15 protein-coding genes are annotated in these 18,837 nt (G+C 65.5%); 9 read left to right on the forward strand and 6 right to left on the reverse strand.

What is annotated here, in order from left to right:
- Positions 1-40 precede the first annotated feature (40 nt).
- Genes hemC through hemL form a run of 3 tightly spaced genes read left to right on the forward strand, consistent with a single transcriptional unit; the run spans position 41 to position 4,058 of the window.
- Complete coding sequence (gene hemC, locus OEX18_00400) at positions 41-1,714, forward strand: hydroxymethylbilane synthase (protein MDH4335722.1); 1,674 nt, start codon at positions 41-43, stop codon at positions 1,712-1,714.
- A gap of 8 nt (positions 1,715-1,722) precedes the next feature.
- Positions 1,723-2,757 (forward strand): porphobilinogen synthase, encoded by a 1,035-nt coding sequence (gene hemB / locus OEX18_00405; protein ID MDH4335723.1) that lies wholly within the window; start codon positions 1,723-1,725, stop codon positions 2,755-2,757.
- Positions 2,745-4,058: a glutamate-1-semialdehyde 2,1-aminomutase gene (hemL, locus tag OEX18_00410; protein MDH4335724.1), complete on the forward strand. Its 1,314-nt coding sequence runs from the start codon at positions 2,745-2,747 to the stop codon at positions 4,056-4,058. Before hemB ends, hemL begins: the two co-directional genes overlap by 13 nt.
- Here hemL and OEX18_00415 read toward each other — a convergent pair.
- Positions 4,021-4,476, reverse strand: coding sequence for an STAS domain-containing protein (locus tag OEX18_00415; GenBank protein ID MDH4335725.1), 456 nt, complete (start codon positions 4,474-4,476; stop codon positions 4,021-4,023). The genes hemL and OEX18_00415 overlap by 38 nt on opposite strands.
- A gap of 125 nt (positions 4,477-4,601) precedes the next feature.
- Here OEX18_00415 and OEX18_00420 point away from each other — a divergent pair, with 125 nt between their 5' ends.
- The gene (locus tag OEX18_00420; GenBank protein MDH4335726.1) at positions 4,602-5,567 is read left to right on the forward strand and encodes a DUF481 domain-containing protein; all 966 of its coding nucleotides are present in this window, start codon (positions 4,602-4,604) and stop codon (positions 5,565-5,567) included.
- A gap of 137 nt (positions 5,568-5,704) precedes the next feature.
- Here OEX18_00420 and OEX18_00425 read toward each other — a convergent pair whose 3' ends face one another.
- From OEX18_00425 to OEX18_00435, 3 genes are all read right to left on the reverse strand, one after another.
- Complete coding sequence (locus OEX18_00425; protein MDH4335727.1) at positions 5,705-5,902, reverse strand: hypothetical protein; 198 nt, start codon at positions 5,900-5,902, stop codon at positions 5,705-5,707.
- 73 nt (positions 5,903-5,975) lie between these two features.
- Positions 5,976-6,500, reverse strand: coding sequence for a hypothetical protein (locus OEX18_00430; protein ID MDH4335728.1), 525 nt, complete (start codon positions 6,498-6,500; stop codon positions 5,976-5,978).
- A complete protein-coding gene (locus OEX18_00435; protein ID MDH4335729.1) occupies positions 6,501-7,589 on the reverse strand; it encodes a type III polyketide synthase in 1,089 nt (362 codons plus the stop codon).
- 122 nt (positions 7,590-7,711) lie between these two features.
- Here OEX18_00435 and OEX18_00440 point away from each other — a divergent pair, with 122 nt between their 5' ends.
- Both OEX18_00440 and OEX18_00445 read left to right on the forward strand, forming a co-directional pair.
- Positions 7,712-9,769: a M1 family aminopeptidase gene (locus OEX18_00440; protein MDH4335730.1), complete on the forward strand. Its 2,058-nt coding sequence runs from the start codon at positions 7,712-7,714 to the stop codon at positions 9,767-9,769.
- Positions 9,770-9,798: 29 nt separating this feature from the next.
- Entirely contained in the window at positions 9,799-10,872 is a 1,074-nt protein-coding gene (locus OEX18_00445; GenBank protein MDH4335731.1) for a cysteine synthase family protein, read from the forward strand.
- Between the two features lie 6 nt (positions 10,873-10,878).
- Here the strand turns inward: OEX18_00445 and OEX18_00450 are convergent, their stop codons facing one another.
- Both OEX18_00450 and msrA read right to left on the reverse strand, forming a co-directional pair.
- Positions 10,879-13,566, reverse strand: a complete 2,688-nt coding sequence (locus OEX18_00450) for a protein kinase (protein ID MDH4335732.1) — start codon at positions 13,564-13,566, stop codon at positions 10,879-10,881.
- Positions 13,567-13,675: 109 nt separating this feature from the next.
- The gene (msrA, locus tag OEX18_00455) at positions 13,676-14,266 is read right to left on the reverse strand and encodes a peptide-methionine (S)-S-oxide reductase MsrA (GenBank protein ID MDH4335733.1); all 591 of its coding nucleotides are present in this window, start codon (positions 14,264-14,266) and stop codon (positions 13,676-13,678) included.
- 127 nt (positions 14,267-14,393) lie between these two features.
- Between msrA and OEX18_00460 the strand changes: the two genes are divergently transcribed.
- From OEX18_00460 to OEX18_00470, 3 genes are read left to right on the forward strand one after another with little or no spacing between them, the layout of a single operon-like run.
- Positions 14,394-15,713, forward strand: a complete 1,320-nt coding sequence (locus OEX18_00460) for a hypothetical protein (protein MDH4335734.1) — start codon at positions 14,394-14,396, stop codon at positions 15,711-15,713.
- Positions 15,710-17,377, forward strand: a complete 1,668-nt coding sequence (locus tag OEX18_00465) for a HAMP domain-containing histidine kinase (protein ID MDH4335735.1) — start codon at positions 15,710-15,712, stop codon at positions 17,375-17,377. Before OEX18_00460 ends, OEX18_00465 begins: the two co-directional genes overlap by 4 nt.
- Positions 17,374-18,729 carry a sigma-54 dependent transcriptional regulator gene (locus tag OEX18_00470; GenBank protein MDH4335736.1) on the forward strand — a complete coding sequence of 452 codons (1,356 nt, stop codon included), beginning with the start codon at positions 17,374-17,376 and terminating at the stop codon, positions 18,727-18,729. The genes OEX18_00465 and OEX18_00470 overlap by 4 nt, the downstream gene beginning before the upstream one ends.
- The last annotated feature ends 108 nt before the right edge of the window (positions 18,730-18,837 follow it).

An 18,837-nucleotide genomic window follows, 5' to 3' on the forward strand; every position in this document is an offset into this window, starting at 1 on the left:
GGGGTGTTTCATGCGGCCGCGCCTCAAGAATCATCTCGTCGTGGGATCGCGAAAATCCGCGCTCGCGATGTGGCAGACCCATCATATCGTCGATTGTCTGAAGCGGTGCTGGCCGGATCTCTCCATTGAGATTCGGACCTACGTGACCGAGGGCGACCGCAACCTCGAGTCCGCCCTGCCCGAAATCGGAGGCAAGGGCGTCTTCACCGAGCAACTCGAACGCGCGCTCGAACTGCGAGAGATCGACCTTGCCGTGCACTCGCTCAAGGATCTGCCGGTGGAGTCCGGGACCGCCTTCACCATCGGCGCCATCGCCAGCCGCTCAGACGTGCGTGATTGCGTCGTGGCTCGCAACGGATGGACCCTGGATACGCTGCCGCGCGGCGCGGTGGTGGGAACCAGCAGCATCCGGCGGCAGGCACAACTGCTGGCGCTGCGGCCGGACGTCACCGTGAAGCCCATTCGCGGCAAGGTGGAAACACGGGTGCGCAAGGTTCTCGAGGGACAGTACGACGCCGCCATCCTCGCCGCCACCGGGCTCGTGCGCCTGGACCTCGGCGGCCACATCACCCAGTTCCTGGACGCGGCCGTCTTTCTGCCCGCACCCGGTCAGGGTGCGCTGGGTGTGCAGTGTCGTGCGGGCGACGGGGAAACCCTGCAGCTTCTGGCCGCAATTGACGAGCCCGGGCTGCGCACCGCCGTCACCGCCGAGCGCGTGTTTCTACAGCGGCTGGGTGGCGGCTGTTCGGCGCCCATCGCCGCATACGCGGTGGCAAGCGGACAAGCGGTGCGAATGCTCGGCCTGGTGGGATCGCCGGACGGCGCCCGCATCGTGCGTGTGGAGGGCGAGGGGGTGGACGCAGACCAACTGGCGGCGAAGCTTGCGGAACGTGCGCTGGAGGACGGCGCCCGCGCCATCCTGGATTCCTTTCGCGCGGCATATCCGGCGGATACCACGCCGGCCCTGCGTGGACGCCGCGTGGTGGTGACGCGGCCACGTGAACAGGCCGCGGAGTTGTGTATGCGGTTGCAGGATCTGGGCGCGGTGCCCATCTGCGCACCTGCCATCCGTATCGAACACATGGCGGATCCCGCGCCAATGGAAGACGCGATTCGACGAATCGATTCCTTTGACTGGGTGGTGTTCACCAGCGCCAACGCCGTCGAGGTATTCTGCGAACGCTGCAGCAAGTTCGCGGCGAAGGTGGCGGCCATCGGGACCGCGACGGCCCGCGCGCTGCGGGAGCGTGGCATTGAACCCGACTTCATGCCGGAGCAGTTCGTGGGTGACGCACTTGCCCGCGACCTTCCCCTCCAACCCGGGCAGCGCGTGCTGTTGCCGCGGGCGGAGATCGCGCGCAGGGAAACGGCGGAACTGCTGGAGCGCCGCGGCGCGCAGGTCACGGATCTGCCGGTTTATCGAACCGTTTCCGAGTCGATCAGTGCCGGCGTGATGGACGAAATGCGCCAGGGCGTCGACGCAATCCTCTTTACCAGTGAATCCACCGTCAGGTCCTTCCTGGAAGCAGTGCGGACACAGTTGCCCGGCTCCGCGCTCACCGAGCGCGCGTGCATCGCGTGCATCGGTCCGGTGACGGCACGTGCCGCGCGCGAACTTGGACTGCGCGTGGACGCGGTGGCCTCGGTTTACACAACCACAGGTCTTGTGGAATCTCTTACCGAAGCGTTCTTGAAAGGCGGTGCTCTCCGATGATCAACGACATGCTGACCACCAGAAAAGCCAGTGCGCGCGTGATGACGCGCCGCGAACGACGCCTGCGCGCCACACCATCGTTGCGACGCATGGTGCGCGAAACCAGCGTGACCGCGGACGATTTCGTGTATCCGCTCTTTGTTACCCACGGGCGTGAGGTGAGAAAGCCCATCGGTTCCATGCCCGGGGTCTTCCAGTTGTCCGTGGACGAGGCGGTGCGCGAGGCGGAGAACGCCGCCCGAGTCGGCGTGCCGTCGGTGCTGCTCTTCGGAATTCCCGCTCACAAGGATCCAGTCGGCGAGGAGAATTTTGCCGAGGATGGCATCGTGCAACAGGCGGTGCGGGCCATCAAGCACGCGGTGCCCGAGATGGTGGTCGTGACCGACGTCTGCATGTGCGAGTACACCGACCACGGCCACTGCGGCATCCTCAACATGGGTGGCGAGCAGCGCGCGCATGCCTCGTTGCCGGAAGGGTTCCTGTTGAATGACGAAACGCTGGAGATCCTGGATCGCGTGGCGTTGTCGCACGCGGCGGCCGGCGCGGACGTGGTGGCGCCGAGCGGGATGATCGACGGCATGGTGGACAGCATCCGCACCGCACTGGACACGGCCGACTTCAACAACGTGGCCATCATGTCGTACTCGGTCAAGTACGCATCGTCGTTCTATGGCCCCTTCCGCGACGCGGCTGAGGGCGCGCCCAAGTTCGGGGATCGCAAGACGCACCAGATGGATCCCGGCAACGCGCGCGAGGCGTTGCGCGAAGCCGAGCGCGATATCGAAGAGGGCGCCGACTTCCTGATGGTCAAACCTGCGCTGGCCTACCTGGATGTGATCCGTATGCTGCGAGACCGCTTCGAGGGCTACCCGATTGCGGCCTACAACGTGAGCGGGGAGTACTCGATGATCAAGGCCGCGGCGGCGAATGGCTGGATGGACGAGCAGAAGGCGGTCATGGAGACACTCACCGCCATCAAGCGTGCCGGCGCGGATGTCATCATTTCCTACCATGCAAAGGACGTGGCTGAATGGCTTCGCTGACCGGAAACCGCGCCCGGAACACGGCGCGCTCCGAGACACTGTTCGCCGAGGCCATGACGCTGCTGCCCGGCGGGGTGAGTTCGCCCGTGCGTGCCTTCAAGGCGGTGGGCGGCAAGCCGCTGTTCATCGATCGCGGCGAGGGCGCCTACCTGGTGGACGTGGACGGCAATCGCTACATCGACTACGTGCTCTCCTGGGGACCGCTCATCCTGGGCCACGCGCACCCGCGGGTGGTGGAGGCCATCCGCGAAACGGCGGGGCGCGGCACCAGTTTCGGCGCGCCGAGCCCGCTGGAAGTGGATCTCGCCCGCCGCATCACCGCCATGATGCCCAACGTCGAGCTGTTGCGTTTCGTCAATTCCGGAACGGAGGCGGCCATGTCCGCCATCCGCCTGGCGCGGGCCGCCACCGGCCGCGGCAAGGTGGTCAAGTTTCAGGGCGCCTATCACGGTCACGCGGACATGCTGCTGGTGCAGGCCGGGTCCGGGGCGGCCACGCTCGGGCTTCCCGATTCGCCGGGCGTCACGCGCGGTGCGGTATCGGACACGCTGATCGCGTCCTACAACGACATCGAATCCGTGCGCGCCCTGTTCAAGGCGTTCCCGGAAGACGTGGCCGCGGTGATCGTCGAACCGGTGGTGGGGAACATGGGGCTGGTGCCGCCCCGCGACGGGTTCCTGGCGGAACTGCGCGCGGTGACGGAGGAGTTCGGTTCTCTGTTGATCTTCGACGAGGTCATGACGGGTTTTCGTGTTCACCCCGGTGGCGCGCAGGCGCTGTACGGCATTCGTCCGGACCTCACCGTCCTGGGCAAGGTGGTGGGTGGTGGATTGCCGGTCGGTGTATACGGCGGGCGCCGCGACATCATGGAACTCGTTGCGCCGCAGGGACCGGTGTACCAGGCGGGAACGCTATCCGGCAATCCGCTGGCGATGGCGGCCGGGATCGCCGCGCTCGACGTGCTGCGTGACCCATCGGCGTGGCAGAAGCTGCACCGCGCGGGCGACCGGCTGGTGGAAGGGCTCGGTGCGGCGGCGGCGGAAGCCGGCGTGCCGGTGCAGTGCCGCCGCGTGGGTGCAATGCTCGGGTTGTTCTTCGCCAAGAACCCGGTGACGGACTGGGAGAGCGCGGCCCGTTCGGATACCGCCCGCTTTGCGACCTATCACACGGCGATGCTCGATCGTGGCGTGTATCTTCCACCTTCGCAATTCGAAGCCGCGTTTCTCTCCACCGCACACGGTGAGGTGGAAATTGCGCGAACCCTCAATGCGGCGCGGGAAGCTTTTCGTCTCTGTCGTTAGCCGGGCGGGTATCGTGGGAGTCGATCGGTGTCAGTTCCGCGCGGGCAACACTCTGTCCGTTGTGCGGCGGCAATTCACGTTCTAGGCTGGTCACGGCTTCAGCTACGGAGTCGAAGGTTCTGAAGATGAGTGAGAGCTTTGTGACGTCGAGCACGTCGCGAATGCGCGTGCTCACCTCTGCCAGGACCAGATCAGCACCGGCGTTGCGGGCGCTCGTGTAGGCGCCGATCAGCATGCCGATGCCCTGGCTGTTGGCCCACGGGGCATCGCCCAGCGCAACCACGATACACTTGGTGCCCGCACGCAATGTTTCGCCGAAACAATCGTGGCACTTCTCCGAGTTCTCCAGACCACCCACGAGTTTCCCGTGAATGCTGATGACGGCAACGTCTCCCCAGTATTCCCGGGTGACAATCATTTCATTTACCTCCTGCTTGTGAGACAGCGCCTGCGGCGCGCAGTCACGTTCTAAATACGCTCGGGACCCCAGAAAGTTTGAGATCCGGGGGGAGTTCTTGAATTTTTGTTTTGCGGGATGGCAGAATGGTGGCCGTGTTTCTGGCCAACCCCATAATCGCCATCGGGTTGCGGCTGTGGGTGGTCGCCGCGCTGCTGGCGACGCCGGCCCTGGCCGGGGACTGGCACCCGCCGGAGCCGGTCGCGGGCGGCAAGGACTGGGTGCAACTCGGTTCCGGGGAATGGGTTGGCGGAAACATCGACCTGTTTCGCGACCTCAGACTGTATCTCGACAGCGACGACCTGGATGATCTCGTCATCGATTGGGAGGACGTCGCCGCCTTCCGCTCGCCGCGCGTCCTCACGCTGGCCTTCACCGGCAACCGCGTTGCCACCGGCACTGTGTCCATGCGGGACGGCGTGATTCGGGTAACCACTGCCGCCGGCGAGATGGAGTTCCGGCGCCAGGAGCTGCTTTCGATCATCGAAGGGGAGCCGCGCGAGATCAACTTCTGGTCGGCGAAGGCAAGCGCCGGGTTCACCGGCCGTTCCGGCAACACGAACCAGAGCGACATGAACGCGTTGGTGAAGATCCGGCGCGAGGCAACCCTGTCCCAGCTCAATCTGGGATACACCGGCAACTTTGGCGAAATATCCCGGTCACAGACCACCAACAACCACCGCGGCACCACAGACTTCAACATCTTCCTGAGCCGCAAGTTCTACATTACGTTGCTTGGCCTGGAAGCGTACGCGGACAAGTTCCAGAACATCGCGTTGCGTACGACGGTTGGCGCCGGCGTGGGCTACTATTTCTACCGCACCGGCGACCTGGAGTGGTCGGTGGGACTCGGCGGGTCGTACCGCAAGACGCGTTTCGAGTCAGTCGAACCGGGAGCCGCTGGCAGTCAGGAGACCGGGTCGGTGGTGCCCGACACCCGTTTCGACGCAGATATCCGACGATATCGAACTGTCGGCGAGCTACTCCGCCCAGATCGGCGTGCCGGACGCGAAGCAGAGCACCCAGCACGCCGAGGCGCTTTTCACCGTTGACCTGGTGGGGGATATCTTCGAGTTGTCGGCGTCGCTCGCCTGGGACCGGGTGGAAGACCCGCGCCGAGACGCCGACGGGGTCGTACCCAGCCGCGATGACTTCAGGTTGTCGTTGGGATTCTCCGTTGATCTCTGAGTCAGGCGACCTTGCAGGACATATCCTGACCGCAGCACATTGGCGACTTGACCTTACCGTGGCCTTCCGGGCACTCGGAAACGTGCACGGAGGTTCCATCCGGTTTGCTCAGCGTCTTGTGCACCAGGTCCTTGCCACACTTTCCGCACGTCATGGTCCCGATGCTCATTCCGCACTTCTCGCAGGCGTACACAGCCATGAATGCTCTCCTTCGATGGGGTGAATAATCGTCGGTCTTCATCCTACACGAAACCTGGGGGCGTTGTCGAATGCTACGCGTGCCCGTCTCCGCGCAGCGCTGCGTTCTCCTGGCGGATGCGGGTTCGCAGCGCAAGCGCATTCAATATGGACACCAATAGCGCTGTTCGCCAGGCGCCGAAGATGAGCGGCGCGGACACCAGTTCCGCCACGATCGCCACGTAGTTGGGGTGATTCAGGAACCGGTAGGGACCGCTTGCGACCGGTGGTACGCCCGGCTCCACGATGATGCGAACGTTCCAGCGATCCCCCAGCGCCCGAATGGAGGCGTAGCGCAACGCCTGCGCGCCCAGCCATATCGCCAGCCACAGCGGCCACGACACGCCGGGCCGCTCACCCAGCACCAGCACCTCGCCCGCCATGCCGAGGATGAAGAGGACATGAACCCCCACCAGCCAGGGGAAATGACCGGCGCCGTACTCCCGCCCACCGCGGCCCATCACGCGACGTGCGTTTCGCGCCGCAAGAACGAGCTCCGAGAGTCGTTGCAGGATGACAAACGCCAGGAATGCAATGAACCAACGGGTTGCGGACTCCACCTATGCCACCGCCCCGCGCGCAAGCACATACTCGGCTGAAAAGCCCGGGCCCAGCGCCGCTACCACGGCGTGATCTCCCGTGGCGATGTCGCGCGCCGAAAGAAAACGCTCCAGCACGAACAGGCACGATGGCGACGACATGTTCCCGAACTCGCGCAGAACATCGCGCGCGTGCGCGAAGCGTTCGGGTTCCACACCCAGTGCATCGGCGTAGGCGCGCAGAACCTTCATACCGCCGGGGTGGGTGACGATGTGGGCGACGTCTCCCATGGAGAGACCGTTCGCGGAGAGAAACGACTCGAGGCTGGGGCGTACCTTCTCCTGCACGATGGCGGGGATGTCGCGCGAAAAGACCACGTGCAGACCGTCGCCGTCCACCGTCCACCCCATGACATCGAGCGTGTCCGGCCACAGGATGCTGCGCGAAGCGATGAGTTCCAACGGCACGTGGGGTGGGTTGGTGACGGGCGGCACGCCGGCTCCGGCCACGAGCGCGGCCGCCGCGCCGTCGCCGAACAACGATGCCGCCACCAGGTTCCTCTTGGAGAGATCGCTGCGCTGGAAGGTCATGCTGCACAGTTCGAGGGCGATGAGCAGCACTCGCGCCGACGGATCGGCGAGGGCGAGATCCCTTGCCAGCGCCAGGCCCGCCGCGCCGCCGGCGCACCCGAGACCCCACACCGGTGTGCGCCGTGAATCGGTGCGAAGGCCGACCTCGTTGGCCAGGAGTGCATCGAGACTGGGGGTGGCGATTCCGGTGGAGGTTACGAAGACGACGTGGTCGACGTCGTGCGCCTCCAGGTGTGCGCGGTGCAGTGCCGCGCGCGTAACATCCGCGGCCAGTGGCACCGCGTGCGCGACGAAGTGATCGTTTCGCTCCTGGAAAGAATGGTGGGTTGCGAGCCAGTCGAGCGGCACGCACAGGCGGCGCTCATCGATCTGCGCGTTGTCGAAGATCTCCAGCAGACGCGGGTCGGAACCCACCGTGTCGGAGAAGATCGCCTCCGCGAAACGCTTCACCGCCGTCTGGGGCACGACGTGGGGCGGCGTCGCCGTGGCCAGGGCGACTATTCTGGGATGAGCCGTCACGACCGGAGCTTACCACCGGACGGATGCGGGCGGGCGCCAATTGATGGACTGCCCGTGGCGATGCGCGTTGCGCCAGCAACGGCAAACCCACTATAATGAGAGACGTCCCGGCCGCGGTTCCCATGCAACACGTATCCCATCGTGCCATATTGCTCCTCGCGACAGCGCTCGTGTTGTCGTCTTCGACGATTGCCCATGCGCAGAGGGTTCGGCCGGCGCGTATCCCGCCCACGGCCGGTGACGGTGCCGCCGGTTGTGCCGAGGCCAAGTCTGCGTTCGCGCTGTCCCCGGCGCGGGTGGTTGCGTCGCAGGCGAGCACCAATCTGGACATCACCTATTACCATCTTGATTTGACGCCGGATCTGGTGGCGAGCACCGTGGCGGGAACGGTACGCGTGGAAGGCAAGGTGGTGGGATCCGCGCTCACGGTTCTTTCGCTCGATCTGGCCGCGTCCATGATCGTGTCGGCCGTGGCGCTGGCGGATGCGACGCCGCTTGTCTTTGCGCACCCGGGCGATGTGTTGAACATCACCCTGCCCGCACCGCTTGTTGCGGGTTCGCAGGTCGCCGTCGATATAACGTACAGTGGCACACCGGTCGTGTCCGGCTACGGCAATTTTGTGTTCGGGACGCGCGCATCGGAGCGCTTTGGCTGGAGCCTGTCAGAGCCCTACGGCGCGCGCGAGTGGTGGCCGTGCAAGGATCACCCATCGGACAAGGCGGATTCCGTGCGGGTGACGGTAACGGTTCCCGATGGTTACCGCGTGGGCTCGCAGGGAATCCTGGAAAGCGAAACCTCCGCGGCCGGAATGACCACCTACGAGTGGGTCTCCCGCTATCCCATATCGAACTATCTGGTATCGGTTGCCATCGGTGACTACGTGCGCTACCTGGACAGCTACGATCGCCCCGCGATACTCGCCGCCCGTTATGGTCCGCTGTCGTTGCCACTCGAGCACCTGCTTTACAACGACAGCAACTCCGATCTGCCCGACGGCTGGAAGAACGTGACCGACGGTCTCGCCGTGTTCGAGGACTGGTTTGGCCCCTACCCGTTCGCCGGCGAGAAGTACGGACACGCCGAATTCACCTTTGGCGGCGGGATGGAACACCAGACCATGAGTTCCATGGGTGGCTCGGGGCCGGGGCTGGTGGCCCACGAGCTGGCGCACCAGTGGTACGGTGACAGCATCTCGCCCAAACGGTGGCCGCACCTGTGGCTCAACGAGGGCTTTGCCACCTACGCCGAATACATCTACTGGAGCAACTGCAACGCAGAGTGCGATTCGCTCTACGCCGGCACCGCCGAGATCGTGCTGGCGTCGCGCTACCGGACGGCGCTGCGCGCGCCCGGCACGCTGGTGCTGGCGGACACGTCGAGCGTGAACGACATGTTCGATCCCACCCGCGTGTATGCCAAGGGGTCGGTGGTGTTGCACATGCTGCGCTACGTGGTGGGCGAGACCGCGTTTCGGGACATTCTCACCGCGTGGGCGGCGGATCCGTCGGTCGAGTACGGCGTGGCGGAGACTGCCGATTTTCAGCGCGTCGCGGAAACTGTCTCCGGCATGGACCTCGATAGATTCTTCCGGCAGTGGGTCGCCGACGGCACGGGCTACCCGGCGTACAGTTTCAGCGCGTACTGGAAGGCGGAGGGGTCGCAGTACCGGGTGTGGGTGACGTTGTCGCAGACACAGAAGCTCCCGGAATCAAATGTGGCGCTGTTCGAGATGCCCATCGAGATTGCGGTGCAGACCATGGTAGATACCGTGCAGGTGCGCACGCGAGTCCTGAACAACCAGCAGAATCAGCTGATCGACTTCCTGGTGCCCGCGAGGCCCAGGTGGGTCACGCTGGATCCGGACCACTGGATCCTGCGCGCGGACGTCGACACGGTCTCCAGTGCCGCGGTGCCGTCGTATCCGAGCATCCTGGCCATTGCCCCCAACCCGACGCGCGACTCGTTCTCGCTGCAGTACTCCATCGGGGGTAGCGGCACAACCACGCTGCTGATCTACGATGTGCAGGGCCGGCGTGTGTCCTCACAGAGTGTCTCCAACGCGGACAACGGTATTGCCTTCGAGACGGTGGACACGTCGCAACTCGCGTCGGGTGTGTACTTCCTGCGTATCTCGAACAGTGGTGGACAGGCTACGCGCAAGTTCGTCGTGCTGCGCTGAAGCCGGTGGAAATGGAGAAGCCCGCCATCATGAACAGCGAAACCGAACGCCGCCTGCTCGGGTTGAGCCGCCTGGTGGGAAACACGCCGCTGCTGGCGCTGGAGTTCCGCTTCCGCGGTGAGCGGCGCGTTATTTACGCCAAGGCCGAGAACCTCAACATGACCGGCAGCATCAAGGACCGCATGGCGCTGCACATCATCCGCCGCGCCTACGAATCCGGGCGGCTCGCGCCCGGCGATCCCATCATCGAGGCCACCAGCGGCAACACCGGCATCGCTTTTGCGGGGATCGGCCGCGCGCTGGGGCACCCGGTGCAGATCTTCATGCCGGACTGGATGAGCGAGGAGCGCAAGAACCTGATCCGCGCCTACGGGGCCACCATTCACCTGGTGACCCGGGAGGAGGGTGGCTTCCTGGGCAGCATCGAAAAGGCGGAAGCGCTCGCCGAGGCGACGCCAAACGCGTTTCTCCCGCGCCAGTTCTCCAACGAGCACAACACGGAGGCGCATGCGGTGGGTACCGGTCCCGAAATCTGGTTCCAGCTGGAAGCGCACAATCTGCGGCCCGCGGCCATCGTCGCCGGTGTCGGCACGGGTGGGACCATCATGGGCGTCGGCCGCTATCTCAAGCACCACAACCCGGCCGTCAAGGTCCACCCGCTCGAGCCCGCCAATTCCCCCACGCTGTCCACCGGGCACAAGGTGGGCAAGCATCGCATCCAGGGAATTTCCGATGAGTTCATCCCGGCCATCGTCGACCTGACCGAACTGGACGAGGTCGTGGGTGTCGACGATGGAGACTCCATCATCATGGCGCGCAAGCTTGCCAGCGAGGTGGGATTGGGTGTGGGGATCTCTTCCGGCGCCAACTTCCTCGGCGCAGTCAAACTTCAGAACGAGATGGGTGCGGATGCGGTGGTAGCCACGATCCTGTGCGACGACAACAAGAAGTACCTGAGCACCGATCTCCTGCGCGACGAACCCGTGAAGGACGGATTCCTCTCGCCGGACGTGGAACTCACCGGTTTCCGCGCCTTCAACCGCGTGTGCAACGTCTGCTTCGATGCAAAGGAGCAGACACAGACGGACCCGCTGGGCGCGTGACGGATATCAGCGGCCCTTCAGCAGGGCCGGCCAATCGTGGACCAAATAGATCAGCGAATTGGCGTTGTCGTCGGCGGTGACGGCGGCAAAGTAGCGCTTGCCGTCGCCGGTGAGCGTGCCGATGCGGTTGCGGGAGATGCGCATCTGCGGCACCGGTGTTCCCGCCCTGAAACTCGGGGTGTAATCCACCGGCACCCGCATCATGGTGGCACCGTCGGCGGCTTCGTAGAGCAGTTCACGCCCGCCCTTGTTCCAGAACACCGCAAACAGATCGCCATAGGATCCGGCGCCGTTGACGGACACGCGATACTTCTCCTGCAGGTCGGGGAACGACACCACGTACGTTTCGAACGAGCCCGACTCGTCTGAGTGATAGGCGAGATAGCGCCCGTCCGGGGAAACGGCGCCGCCCTTTTCATTGAATCGGGTCACGATGAAGGGCTTCGCCTCTCCCTTTCCATCCGTGGGAACCGTCCAGATGTCATAGCCGGTGTCGCGCGAGAGCGTGTGATAGACGATGGTTCCGCCGTCCGGTGTCCACGCGTTTGGGCGCACAAACAGTTGATCGCGGCGGGTAAGCAGCGGGGTTTCCTCGCCCGCGCCACTGGCGTTCTTCACGTAGATGCCCTCGTTGCCGCCGCGGTTGCTGGCAAAGGCGATGCGCCGCCCATCCGGCGACCAGATCATGCTGCCGTTGATCGATGGATCGAAGGTCACCCGCGAGGCTGCGCCCCGGCTCAGCTCGATGATGAAGATATCGCTGGTGTTCTCGGCGTTGGTGGCGCTCAGCCGCGACGCCGCCAGCCGGGTTCCGTCGGGGGAAAGAGCGACGTCGAGGTACATGCCGTCATCGACGCGAACCTTGCCGCGCTGCACACCCGAGGCGTCCCACTCCGGGATGAATGACGACTGAACGGCGGACGTGGTGCGCACGATGACACCGTTGTCGGACACCGAGAGATTGGGGGAACCGCTCCATCCTCCGCTGGAACCGGGCGGCTCGCCCAGCGGGATCAGCGGGCCCGCCGCCTCCAGCTTCTTCGTGTCGAAACGCTGCGCGACCAGCGATTGCTCGCGGCCGTAAAGCACGAAACCCGGTTCCGCGTAAACCGCGGCCCCGCGCGCGTTGACCGCGAGCTTGCGGTCGAACGAATCAATGGACCCGACGAACGTGTCGAAGGTGCCGTTCTGCGCCGGCAACGACACGTACAGGAAGTGCTTTCCGTCGGGGAGGAAGCACGGAAAGCGGTGCGCCTGTTCGCCGCGGGTCGAATCCAGCTGGGTGACCTGCACCGGCACGCCGCCGTCGGCGGAAACCTTGAACAAAGGTCCGCCCGACGAGGGTGCAAACACGATCACGCCATCGCGGTTCCAGGTCCCGCCCCGCCCGTCGGGGGCCGCGCATACCACCTGCGGGGTGCCGCCACCGGCCGGCATGCGCATCAGCTTGCCCGCGGCCGAGAAGAACGCGATGTTCCTGCTGTCGGCCGACCAGAAGGGCAGGCCGGAGTCTTCGGTGCCGGGGAGCGGCCGCGCCTGGCGGTCGTCGAGGTGAAGCGTCCACAGCCGATAGGTCCCGAGCGTGTCCGTCGCCAGGAACACAATGGAGCGTCCGTCCGGGGAGATCTTGATCTGGGCTTGCGACGCCGCGATGCTGTTGGCCCGGTCCAGCGGCTCCACCGCGAAGCGGCTGACCTCCAGGGTCTGCTTCGGGCGCATGAGTGTCGAGGTGGCGAGAGCGATTGCCGCGGCGCCGAACACCGCGGCTGTGATCCACGCGGTGCGCTCGCGGCTCCGGCGCCGTGCGCGCACCGGGGCGGCCACGCCTGCCTGCGACCCGGCGTCGCGGATCCAGGTGAGTTCCAGCATGAGGTCGCGCGCGGTCTGCCAGCGATCGTCCGGCTTCTTCTCCAGGCAGCGGTGCACCACGCGCTCGAACGCGGGCGGCGTAAGCGGCTGCAGTTCGGCGATGGCGCGCGGCTGGTCTTTCAGAATGGACGCGATGAGCGAGGCCTGGGTGTCTCCCTGAAACGCGCGACGCCCGGTGGCCATCTCGTAGAGTACGGCGCCGAACGAGAAGATGTCGGTACGCGCGTCGGCGGGGCGGCCTTCCAGCTGCTCGGGCGCCATATACTGGAAGGTGCCGATGATGGCGCCCTCAGCGGTGAGCGATCGCGCCATGGTGGGCGACTGGGTCAGGTCGCCGCCGGCGCCGAGTTCGGCGCTGCGCGCGAGGCCGAAGTCCAGCAGCTTGGCGCCCGACGGGGTGAGCATGATGTTGCCGGGCTTGAGATCGCGATGGATCAGGTTCTGGCGGTGCGCCCGATCCAGCGCGTCAGCAATCTGAATGCCGATGACAAGGAGTTCGCGCATGGGGATAGCACCGCGCGCGATGCGGTCCTGCAGCGACTCGCCCTCGATGTACTCGAGCACCAGAAAGTCCACGCCGTCCTCGTGACCCACGTCGTGCAGCGTGCAGATGTTGGGATGGTTGAGGCTGGAGACTGCCCGCGCCTCGCGCTCGAAGCGCTGGCGCACCTCGGGCGATGCGGTCAGGTGGCCGGCGAGCACCTTGATGGCGACGTCGCGGTCCAGGCGCGTGTCGCGCGCGCGGTACACCTCACCCATGCCGCCCGCGCCGATGGGGGAGACGATTTCGTACGGGCCGAGCCGTGTGCCGGGGTTGATCTGCATGCCGGGGAACTCCTGTCTGGGAATGAAATGACGCGGCCATTCTAGCGGGAATGGCCGCGCCGATCAAAGCTGGATTGTCCGCACGGATGCCGGAATTCCGGACCGGAGACTACTTCTCGAGCGGTGACGTTTCCTTGAGATCGTCGGCGAAGAGCTTGCGCACCTTGTCCACCTTGGGGAGCGCCACCGCGCGCACGTAGCCCTGGTTGGGGTTGGTGCACACGTAATTCTGATGGTAGATCTCCGCGGGGTAGAACTCCTTGAGCGGTTCCAGCGTGGTCACGATGGGGCGCGGGTACTTGTGCTCTTTCGTCAACTCCGCGATGTAGTCCGCCGCCGCCTTCTTCTCCGCGTCGTTGGCGTAGAAGATCGCCGACCGGTACTGGGTGCCGTGATCATTGCCCTGGCGGTTGGGCGTGGTGGGGTCGTGGGTGGCAAAATGCACCACCAGCAGCTTCTGGAAGCTGATCTTCGAGGGGTCGTAGATGATCTTCACGGCCTCGGCGTGGCCGGTGGTGCCGGTGCACACAGCCTCGTAGTTGGCGGTCTCCGCGGAGCCGCCGGTGTAGCCGGAGACGGCGTCGATCACGCCGTCGAGTTCCTCAAAAACGGCCTCGACGCACCAGAAGCACCCGCCGGCAAAGACGGCGGTGGCGTGCTCGGCGGCGGGCGGCTGTGGCGGTGGTGTGGCAGGTGTCATGGGTATCATGATAGCAGAAACGTAATCAGCGGGCGTTTGGATGTCAAAAGTACGCCGGGGCATCGAATGCCTTGACACAACGGGCCACGTAAGCCTTCATTTGAGCACAGGATAGCCGCTTTCACGCATGCGCCGTTACTTACCTATTGTTCCTCTTCTCATCGCGATCCTCGCGGGCTGCGCGGGCAATCCGCCGGAGCCGACCACAGGTGTGGGCGATCCCTGCCGCGTGTCCGGACCGCACGATGGCACGGGGCCCGACACGGTGTGGATTGCTGCCTCGCCGACAGAATGGGGCGCCAATGATTACATGCGGCTATTTATCGTGAATCGGTTTCCCACGCTGATCACAGTCGATTGCAATGGAGACATCCGCCCTGGGCTCGCAGAGATCGAGAGTGGTGCCGAAAGGCGTTGGGTATTGAAGATTCGCAACGACATCCGGTTCGCAAACGGCGAGATTGCCGGGCCCGGCGATGTCGTCGACTCCTGGCGGCAGGCCATCGCCCTTGGGGCGGGCGTGGATTCCGTTGTGGCGCTCGATAACAGGCGCGTGGAAGTGTTTCTGGAGAGGCCGGGAATCGAAGCGTTGGCGTCGCCGGATCTGATGGTGCGTTCTTCGCGGGATTCTGCTGCTCCTCTGAAGGGGGCGCCGGGATTCACGTTTGGTGCCCCCGAGGATCCACGCGACATGCTGGCGCGAACGTCCATCCTGCTGTCCAGAGACCCCGGTCTCGTCGCATACGCGGAGGAGAGGGGCATGGTAGTGTTCGAGCTCCCATACGATCGAACGTACATGCTCCTCGCACCGTCACGCGTGAGAGATGTTTCAGCTGCTGCCGGCCCCGCGCATCCGAGTCCGGATCTTCGCCGCGACCTTGCGGCGGCTGTTCGCGAAGGGGAGGTTCGAGCCGCCGGGAGGGCGAACTGGTGGACCGATCTCCTCGATGGCTGTGGCCCGCTGGTACCCGTTCCCGCGTCAATGGCGGGCCTGCCGGACATCGACGGTTCCGTGGAGACGATCTTCTATGACGAGGAGGACGCCGTCGCGCGCGATCTATCCGAGAGAATCGTCGCACTCACCGCCACCGACACGTTGCAGTCCCGGCCGGCCCGGGATCTCTTCCGCAGCCTGCCGGCGATTCGCCCGGGGAACGTGGTCGCGCGAGGGATAAGCGCGGAAGTGCTTCAGGGGTACCTTGAGGCCGGCAAGGCATTCGCCTTCGTCACCAGCGTCCGCAACCCGGTGGAAGACACGTGCGGATCCGCGCGTGACCTCTTCCGCCGTGCGCCGTGGCTGGCCGCTGGCGGCGCAGATTTACGCGACGTCGTGCTGGAGCTGGTAGATTTGTCGTCATATGTGATTCTTACCAACAGCAACGTTACCGTCACGTGGGACATCTACGGCAACGTACGTATCGTACCGCCGCCTGCGGAGCTGCCATGAGTTTTCGTGCGAGGCTCACGCTTGGCTTTCTCGCCGTTGCGATCGTGCCGATGCTGGTGCTCGGGGCTTTCGTGCGGCGAGAGATGACGGGCCGCCTGTCGGCGCAGTTCGAGCGCCGGGTGGAAGCGCTGACGGGCGTGGTGGAACGCGACCTGGCCGCGGAGCGGGACGCCATCCACGCCGCCCTTGCGCCCATCGCCGACCGCATGACCGACGACACCCGCTTTCGCCGCGCCGCGGTGGACGGTGCTACCGACGAGCGTCGCTACCTGCTCGACTACGCCGGCGTCGCCATGCGCCTGGCGGGTCTGTCCATGTTGCAGATCCAGGACGCGGACGGCCGCGTCATCAGTTCCGGGCACTTTCGCAACGACTACGACCGCGTGGACGCGCAGCTGCCGGTGCTGCTCTCCCGCGCCCCCGGTGGCGTGGCTTTGGTTCGCGCGCGCACTCCCGAGACCTCGTTTCTCGCCTTGGCGGGCGCGGACTCGGTGATGGTGGGGCGCAAGCACTTCTGGCTGGTCGGCGGCATCGAGGCGGAGTCGCGCCTGCTGGGGCGGCTGTCGCGCGGAGAGGACATGCGGGTGACACTGGTGCTGCCCGGTGACTCGGCCGCTGCAGGGGATGCGGTGGCGCGAACACTCACGGTTCCTGTTATCGGCGAAGCCGGCATGCAGATGGCTTCCATTCGTGTGGCGCACGACGTGAGCGAATTGCACGCGCTGCGCGCCAGCATCGACCGCTGGATCCTGATCGCCGTGCTCTTGACCGGCGTGGCCGCGGTGCTCCTGGCCGGGATCATCGCCGCGCGCATGGGCCAGCCCATCGTTGAGCTGGCGCGGCGGGCCGAGAGCGTCGATCTCGATCGCCTCGACGCGGATTTTGCCAGCGAACGCCGTGACGAAGTGGGTGTGCTGCAGCGATCGCTCGGTGCCATGGTTTCGAGGTTGCGTGAGAGTGCTTCCGCGCTGCGTGACGCCGAGCGCCGCGCCACCCTCGGAGAGATCGCGCGCCAGGTGAACCACGACATCAAGAACGGTCTTACACCCATTCGCAACGTGTTCCGTCACCTCGACGAGCAGGCCACCGTGGAGCCCACCTCGTTGCCGCGTGTGTATGGCGAGCGCCGCGAGACCATCGACGCCTCCATCGCATACCTGGAGACGCTTGCGTCGAATTATGCAAAACTGGCCCGGCGGGGTGGGAAGCCGCGCACCAACCTCGGAGACGTGGTGCGTGGCGTGGTGAGCAGCCGCTCGGGGGCACCTGCTTTGAAACTGCGTGCCGAAGGGCCCGACGTGTTCGTGAATGCCGACCCGGTTGCGCTGCGCCGCATTGTGGAGAACCTGGTGAGCAACGCCATCGACAGCATCCATAACGGAGACGGGCAGGTGACGGTGTCCACCGCGGCGGTGGGGGATGTGCGCACCGGGCGCGTGCGGCTGGCCGTCACCGACACCGGCAGCGGCATCGCGCCGGAACTGCAGGAGAAGATCTTCGGCGACTTCTACACCACCAAACCCGACGGCACCGGTCTGGGCCTCTCCATTGTGCGGCGCATGGTCATGGACCTCGATGGCACCATCGCGCTGGATAGCGAACCCGGCAAGGGAAGCCGTTTTGTTGTCGAATTGCCCGCGGCCGCACCGGAGGTGAAGGAATGATCCGCGTGCTCATCGTGGACGACGTCAGGAACCTGGCCGACCAGTACGCCTATGACCTCAAGCGCATGGGCGGCTTCGAGACGCGCGTGGCCACATCGGGCAAGGAGGCGCTGGATCTCATCGCCTGGGATCCGGTGGACTGCGTGATCCTGGACCTGGAGATGCCTGGCATCGACGGGTTCGAGGTGCTGCGCACCATGGACCGCGAGGGCCATGGTATCCCCGTGATCGTATACACCGGCACCGGCAACTACGACCGCTGCGTGCAGGCGGTTCGCTTGGGTGCCGCCGGCTTCATCGACAAGTCGGAACCCATGGCGCGGGTGGTGCATGAGGTGGAGACGGCGCTGGAGCGCGCACGGCTGCGCGAAGAAGTAAAGAGCCTGCGCGGCGACGCCGACACGGCCCTCATCGGCACCAGCGCACCGGCGCGGGCACTGGCGCAGCATATTGCGCGCGTGGCTGCCATTCCCAGCACGGTGCTGATCGTGGGCGAGAGCGGCACCGGCAAGGAAGTGGTGGCGCGCGAGCTGCACCGCCTGGGACCGCACCCGGAGGGGCCGTTCGTGGCGGTGAACAGCGCCGCACTCCCCGACAACCTGGTGGAGAGCGAGCTGTTCGGGCACGAACGCGGCGCGTTCACCGGCGCCAATCGCACCCACCGCGGCGCCTTCGAGCGCGCGTCGGGCGGAACGCTGTTCCTGGATGAAATCGGCGAGTTGCCGGCAGCGGTGCAGGCCAAACTGTTGCGCGTGCTGGAGCAGAACGAGATTACGCGCGTGGGTGGTGAGCAGAGCATCAAGGTGGCCGCGCGGGTCATCGCGGCCACGCACCGCGATCTCGAGGCGGACGTGGACGCAGGGCGCTTCCGGCGCGATCTGTTCTTTCGCATCAACGTGCACCTGCTGCCCGTTCCGCCGCTCGCCGACCGGCGCTCCGACATTCCGGAACTCGCCAACCATTTTCTCACCGCGACCTGTGCCAGCTTCAAGACCCGGCGCAAGCACCTCGATCGGGAGGCGCTCGAAGCGCTCATGGCGTACGACTGGCACCGCAACAACGTGCGCGAATTGCGCAATGCCGTGGAGCGCATGGTGCTGGCAACCGACGGCGCGGTGATCACCCTCGCGGACGTGCCCGCCGACATCCGGCCGCCAACCGATGCCGCGAGCCCGCCGTCGGGTGCCACCAGTTTCCGCGACCGGAAGCTCGAGGCCGAGCGGCAGATCGTGGTGGGTGCGCTGGAGGCGGCGGAATGGAACGTCACCCGCGCTGCCGCCGACCTGGGCCTGGCCGACCACGCCAGCCTGCAGAAGATCATGCGCCGTCTGGGCATCCGGCGGCCGCGCTAGCTGTGTCCTCTCGGACACAAGCCATCCCACGGGCTGTGTGTCCAGCCAGACACTAGCCCGCCGCCGACCCATCCCACCGTTCTCGGTAACTAGTTGTAAAATAAAGCT

The organism is Candidatus Krumholzibacteriia bacterium (assembly GCA_029865265.1).
In the GTDB taxonomy this organism is placed as follows: Bacteria; Krumholzibacteriota; Krumholzibacteriia; order WVZY01; family JAKEHA01; genus JAKEHA01.

What these genes read in the sequence shown, in the direction of transcription:
- hemB (MDH4335723.1), top strand. Translation starts at nt 1,723, where the DNA reads ATGCTGACCACCAGAAAAGCCAGTGCGCGCGTGATGACGCGCCGCGAA.
- OEX18_00425 (MDH4335727.1), bottom strand. Translation starts at nt 5,902, where the DNA reads ATGGCTGTGTACGCCTGCGAGAAGTGCGGAATGAGCATCGGGACCATG.
- OEX18_00445 (MDH4335731.1), top strand. Translation starts at nt 9,799, where the DNA reads ATGAACAGCGAAACCGAACGCCGCCTGCTCGGGTTGAGCCGCCTGGTG.
- OEX18_00460 (MDH4335734.1), top strand. Translation starts at nt 14,394, where the DNA reads ATGCGCCGTTACTTACCTATTGTTCCTCTTCTCATCGCGATCCTCGCG.
- hemL (MDH4335724.1), top strand. Translation starts at nt 2,745, where the DNA reads ATGGCTTCGCTGACCGGAAACCGCGCCCGGAACACGGCGCGCTCCGAG.
- OEX18_00450 (MDH4335732.1), bottom strand. Translation starts at nt 13,566, where the DNA reads ATGCAGATCAACCCCGGCACACGGCTCGGCCCGTACGAAATCGTCTCC.
- OEX18_00470 (MDH4335736.1), top strand. Translation starts at nt 17,374, where the DNA reads ATGATCCGCGTGCTCATCGTGGACGACGTCAGGAACCTGGCCGACCAG.
- OEX18_00415 (MDH4335725.1), bottom strand. Translation starts at nt 4,476, where the DNA reads ATGATTGTCACCCGGGAATACTGGGGAGACGTTGCCGTCATCAGCATT.
- OEX18_00420 (MDH4335726.1), top strand. Translation starts at nt 4,602, where the DNA reads ATGGTGGCCGTGTTTCTGGCCAACCCCATAATCGCCATCGGGTTGCGG.
- OEX18_00465 (MDH4335735.1), top strand. Translation starts at nt 15,710, where the DNA reads ATGAGTTTTCGTGCGAGGCTCACGCTTGGCTTTCTCGCCGTTGCGATC.
- OEX18_00440 (MDH4335730.1), top strand. Translation starts at nt 7,712, where the DNA reads ATGCAACACGTATCCCATCGTGCCATATTGCTCCTCGCGACAGCGCTC.
- msrA (MDH4335733.1), bottom strand. Translation starts at nt 14,266, where the DNA reads ATGACACCTGCCACACCACCGCCACAGCCGCCCGCCGCCGAGCACGCC.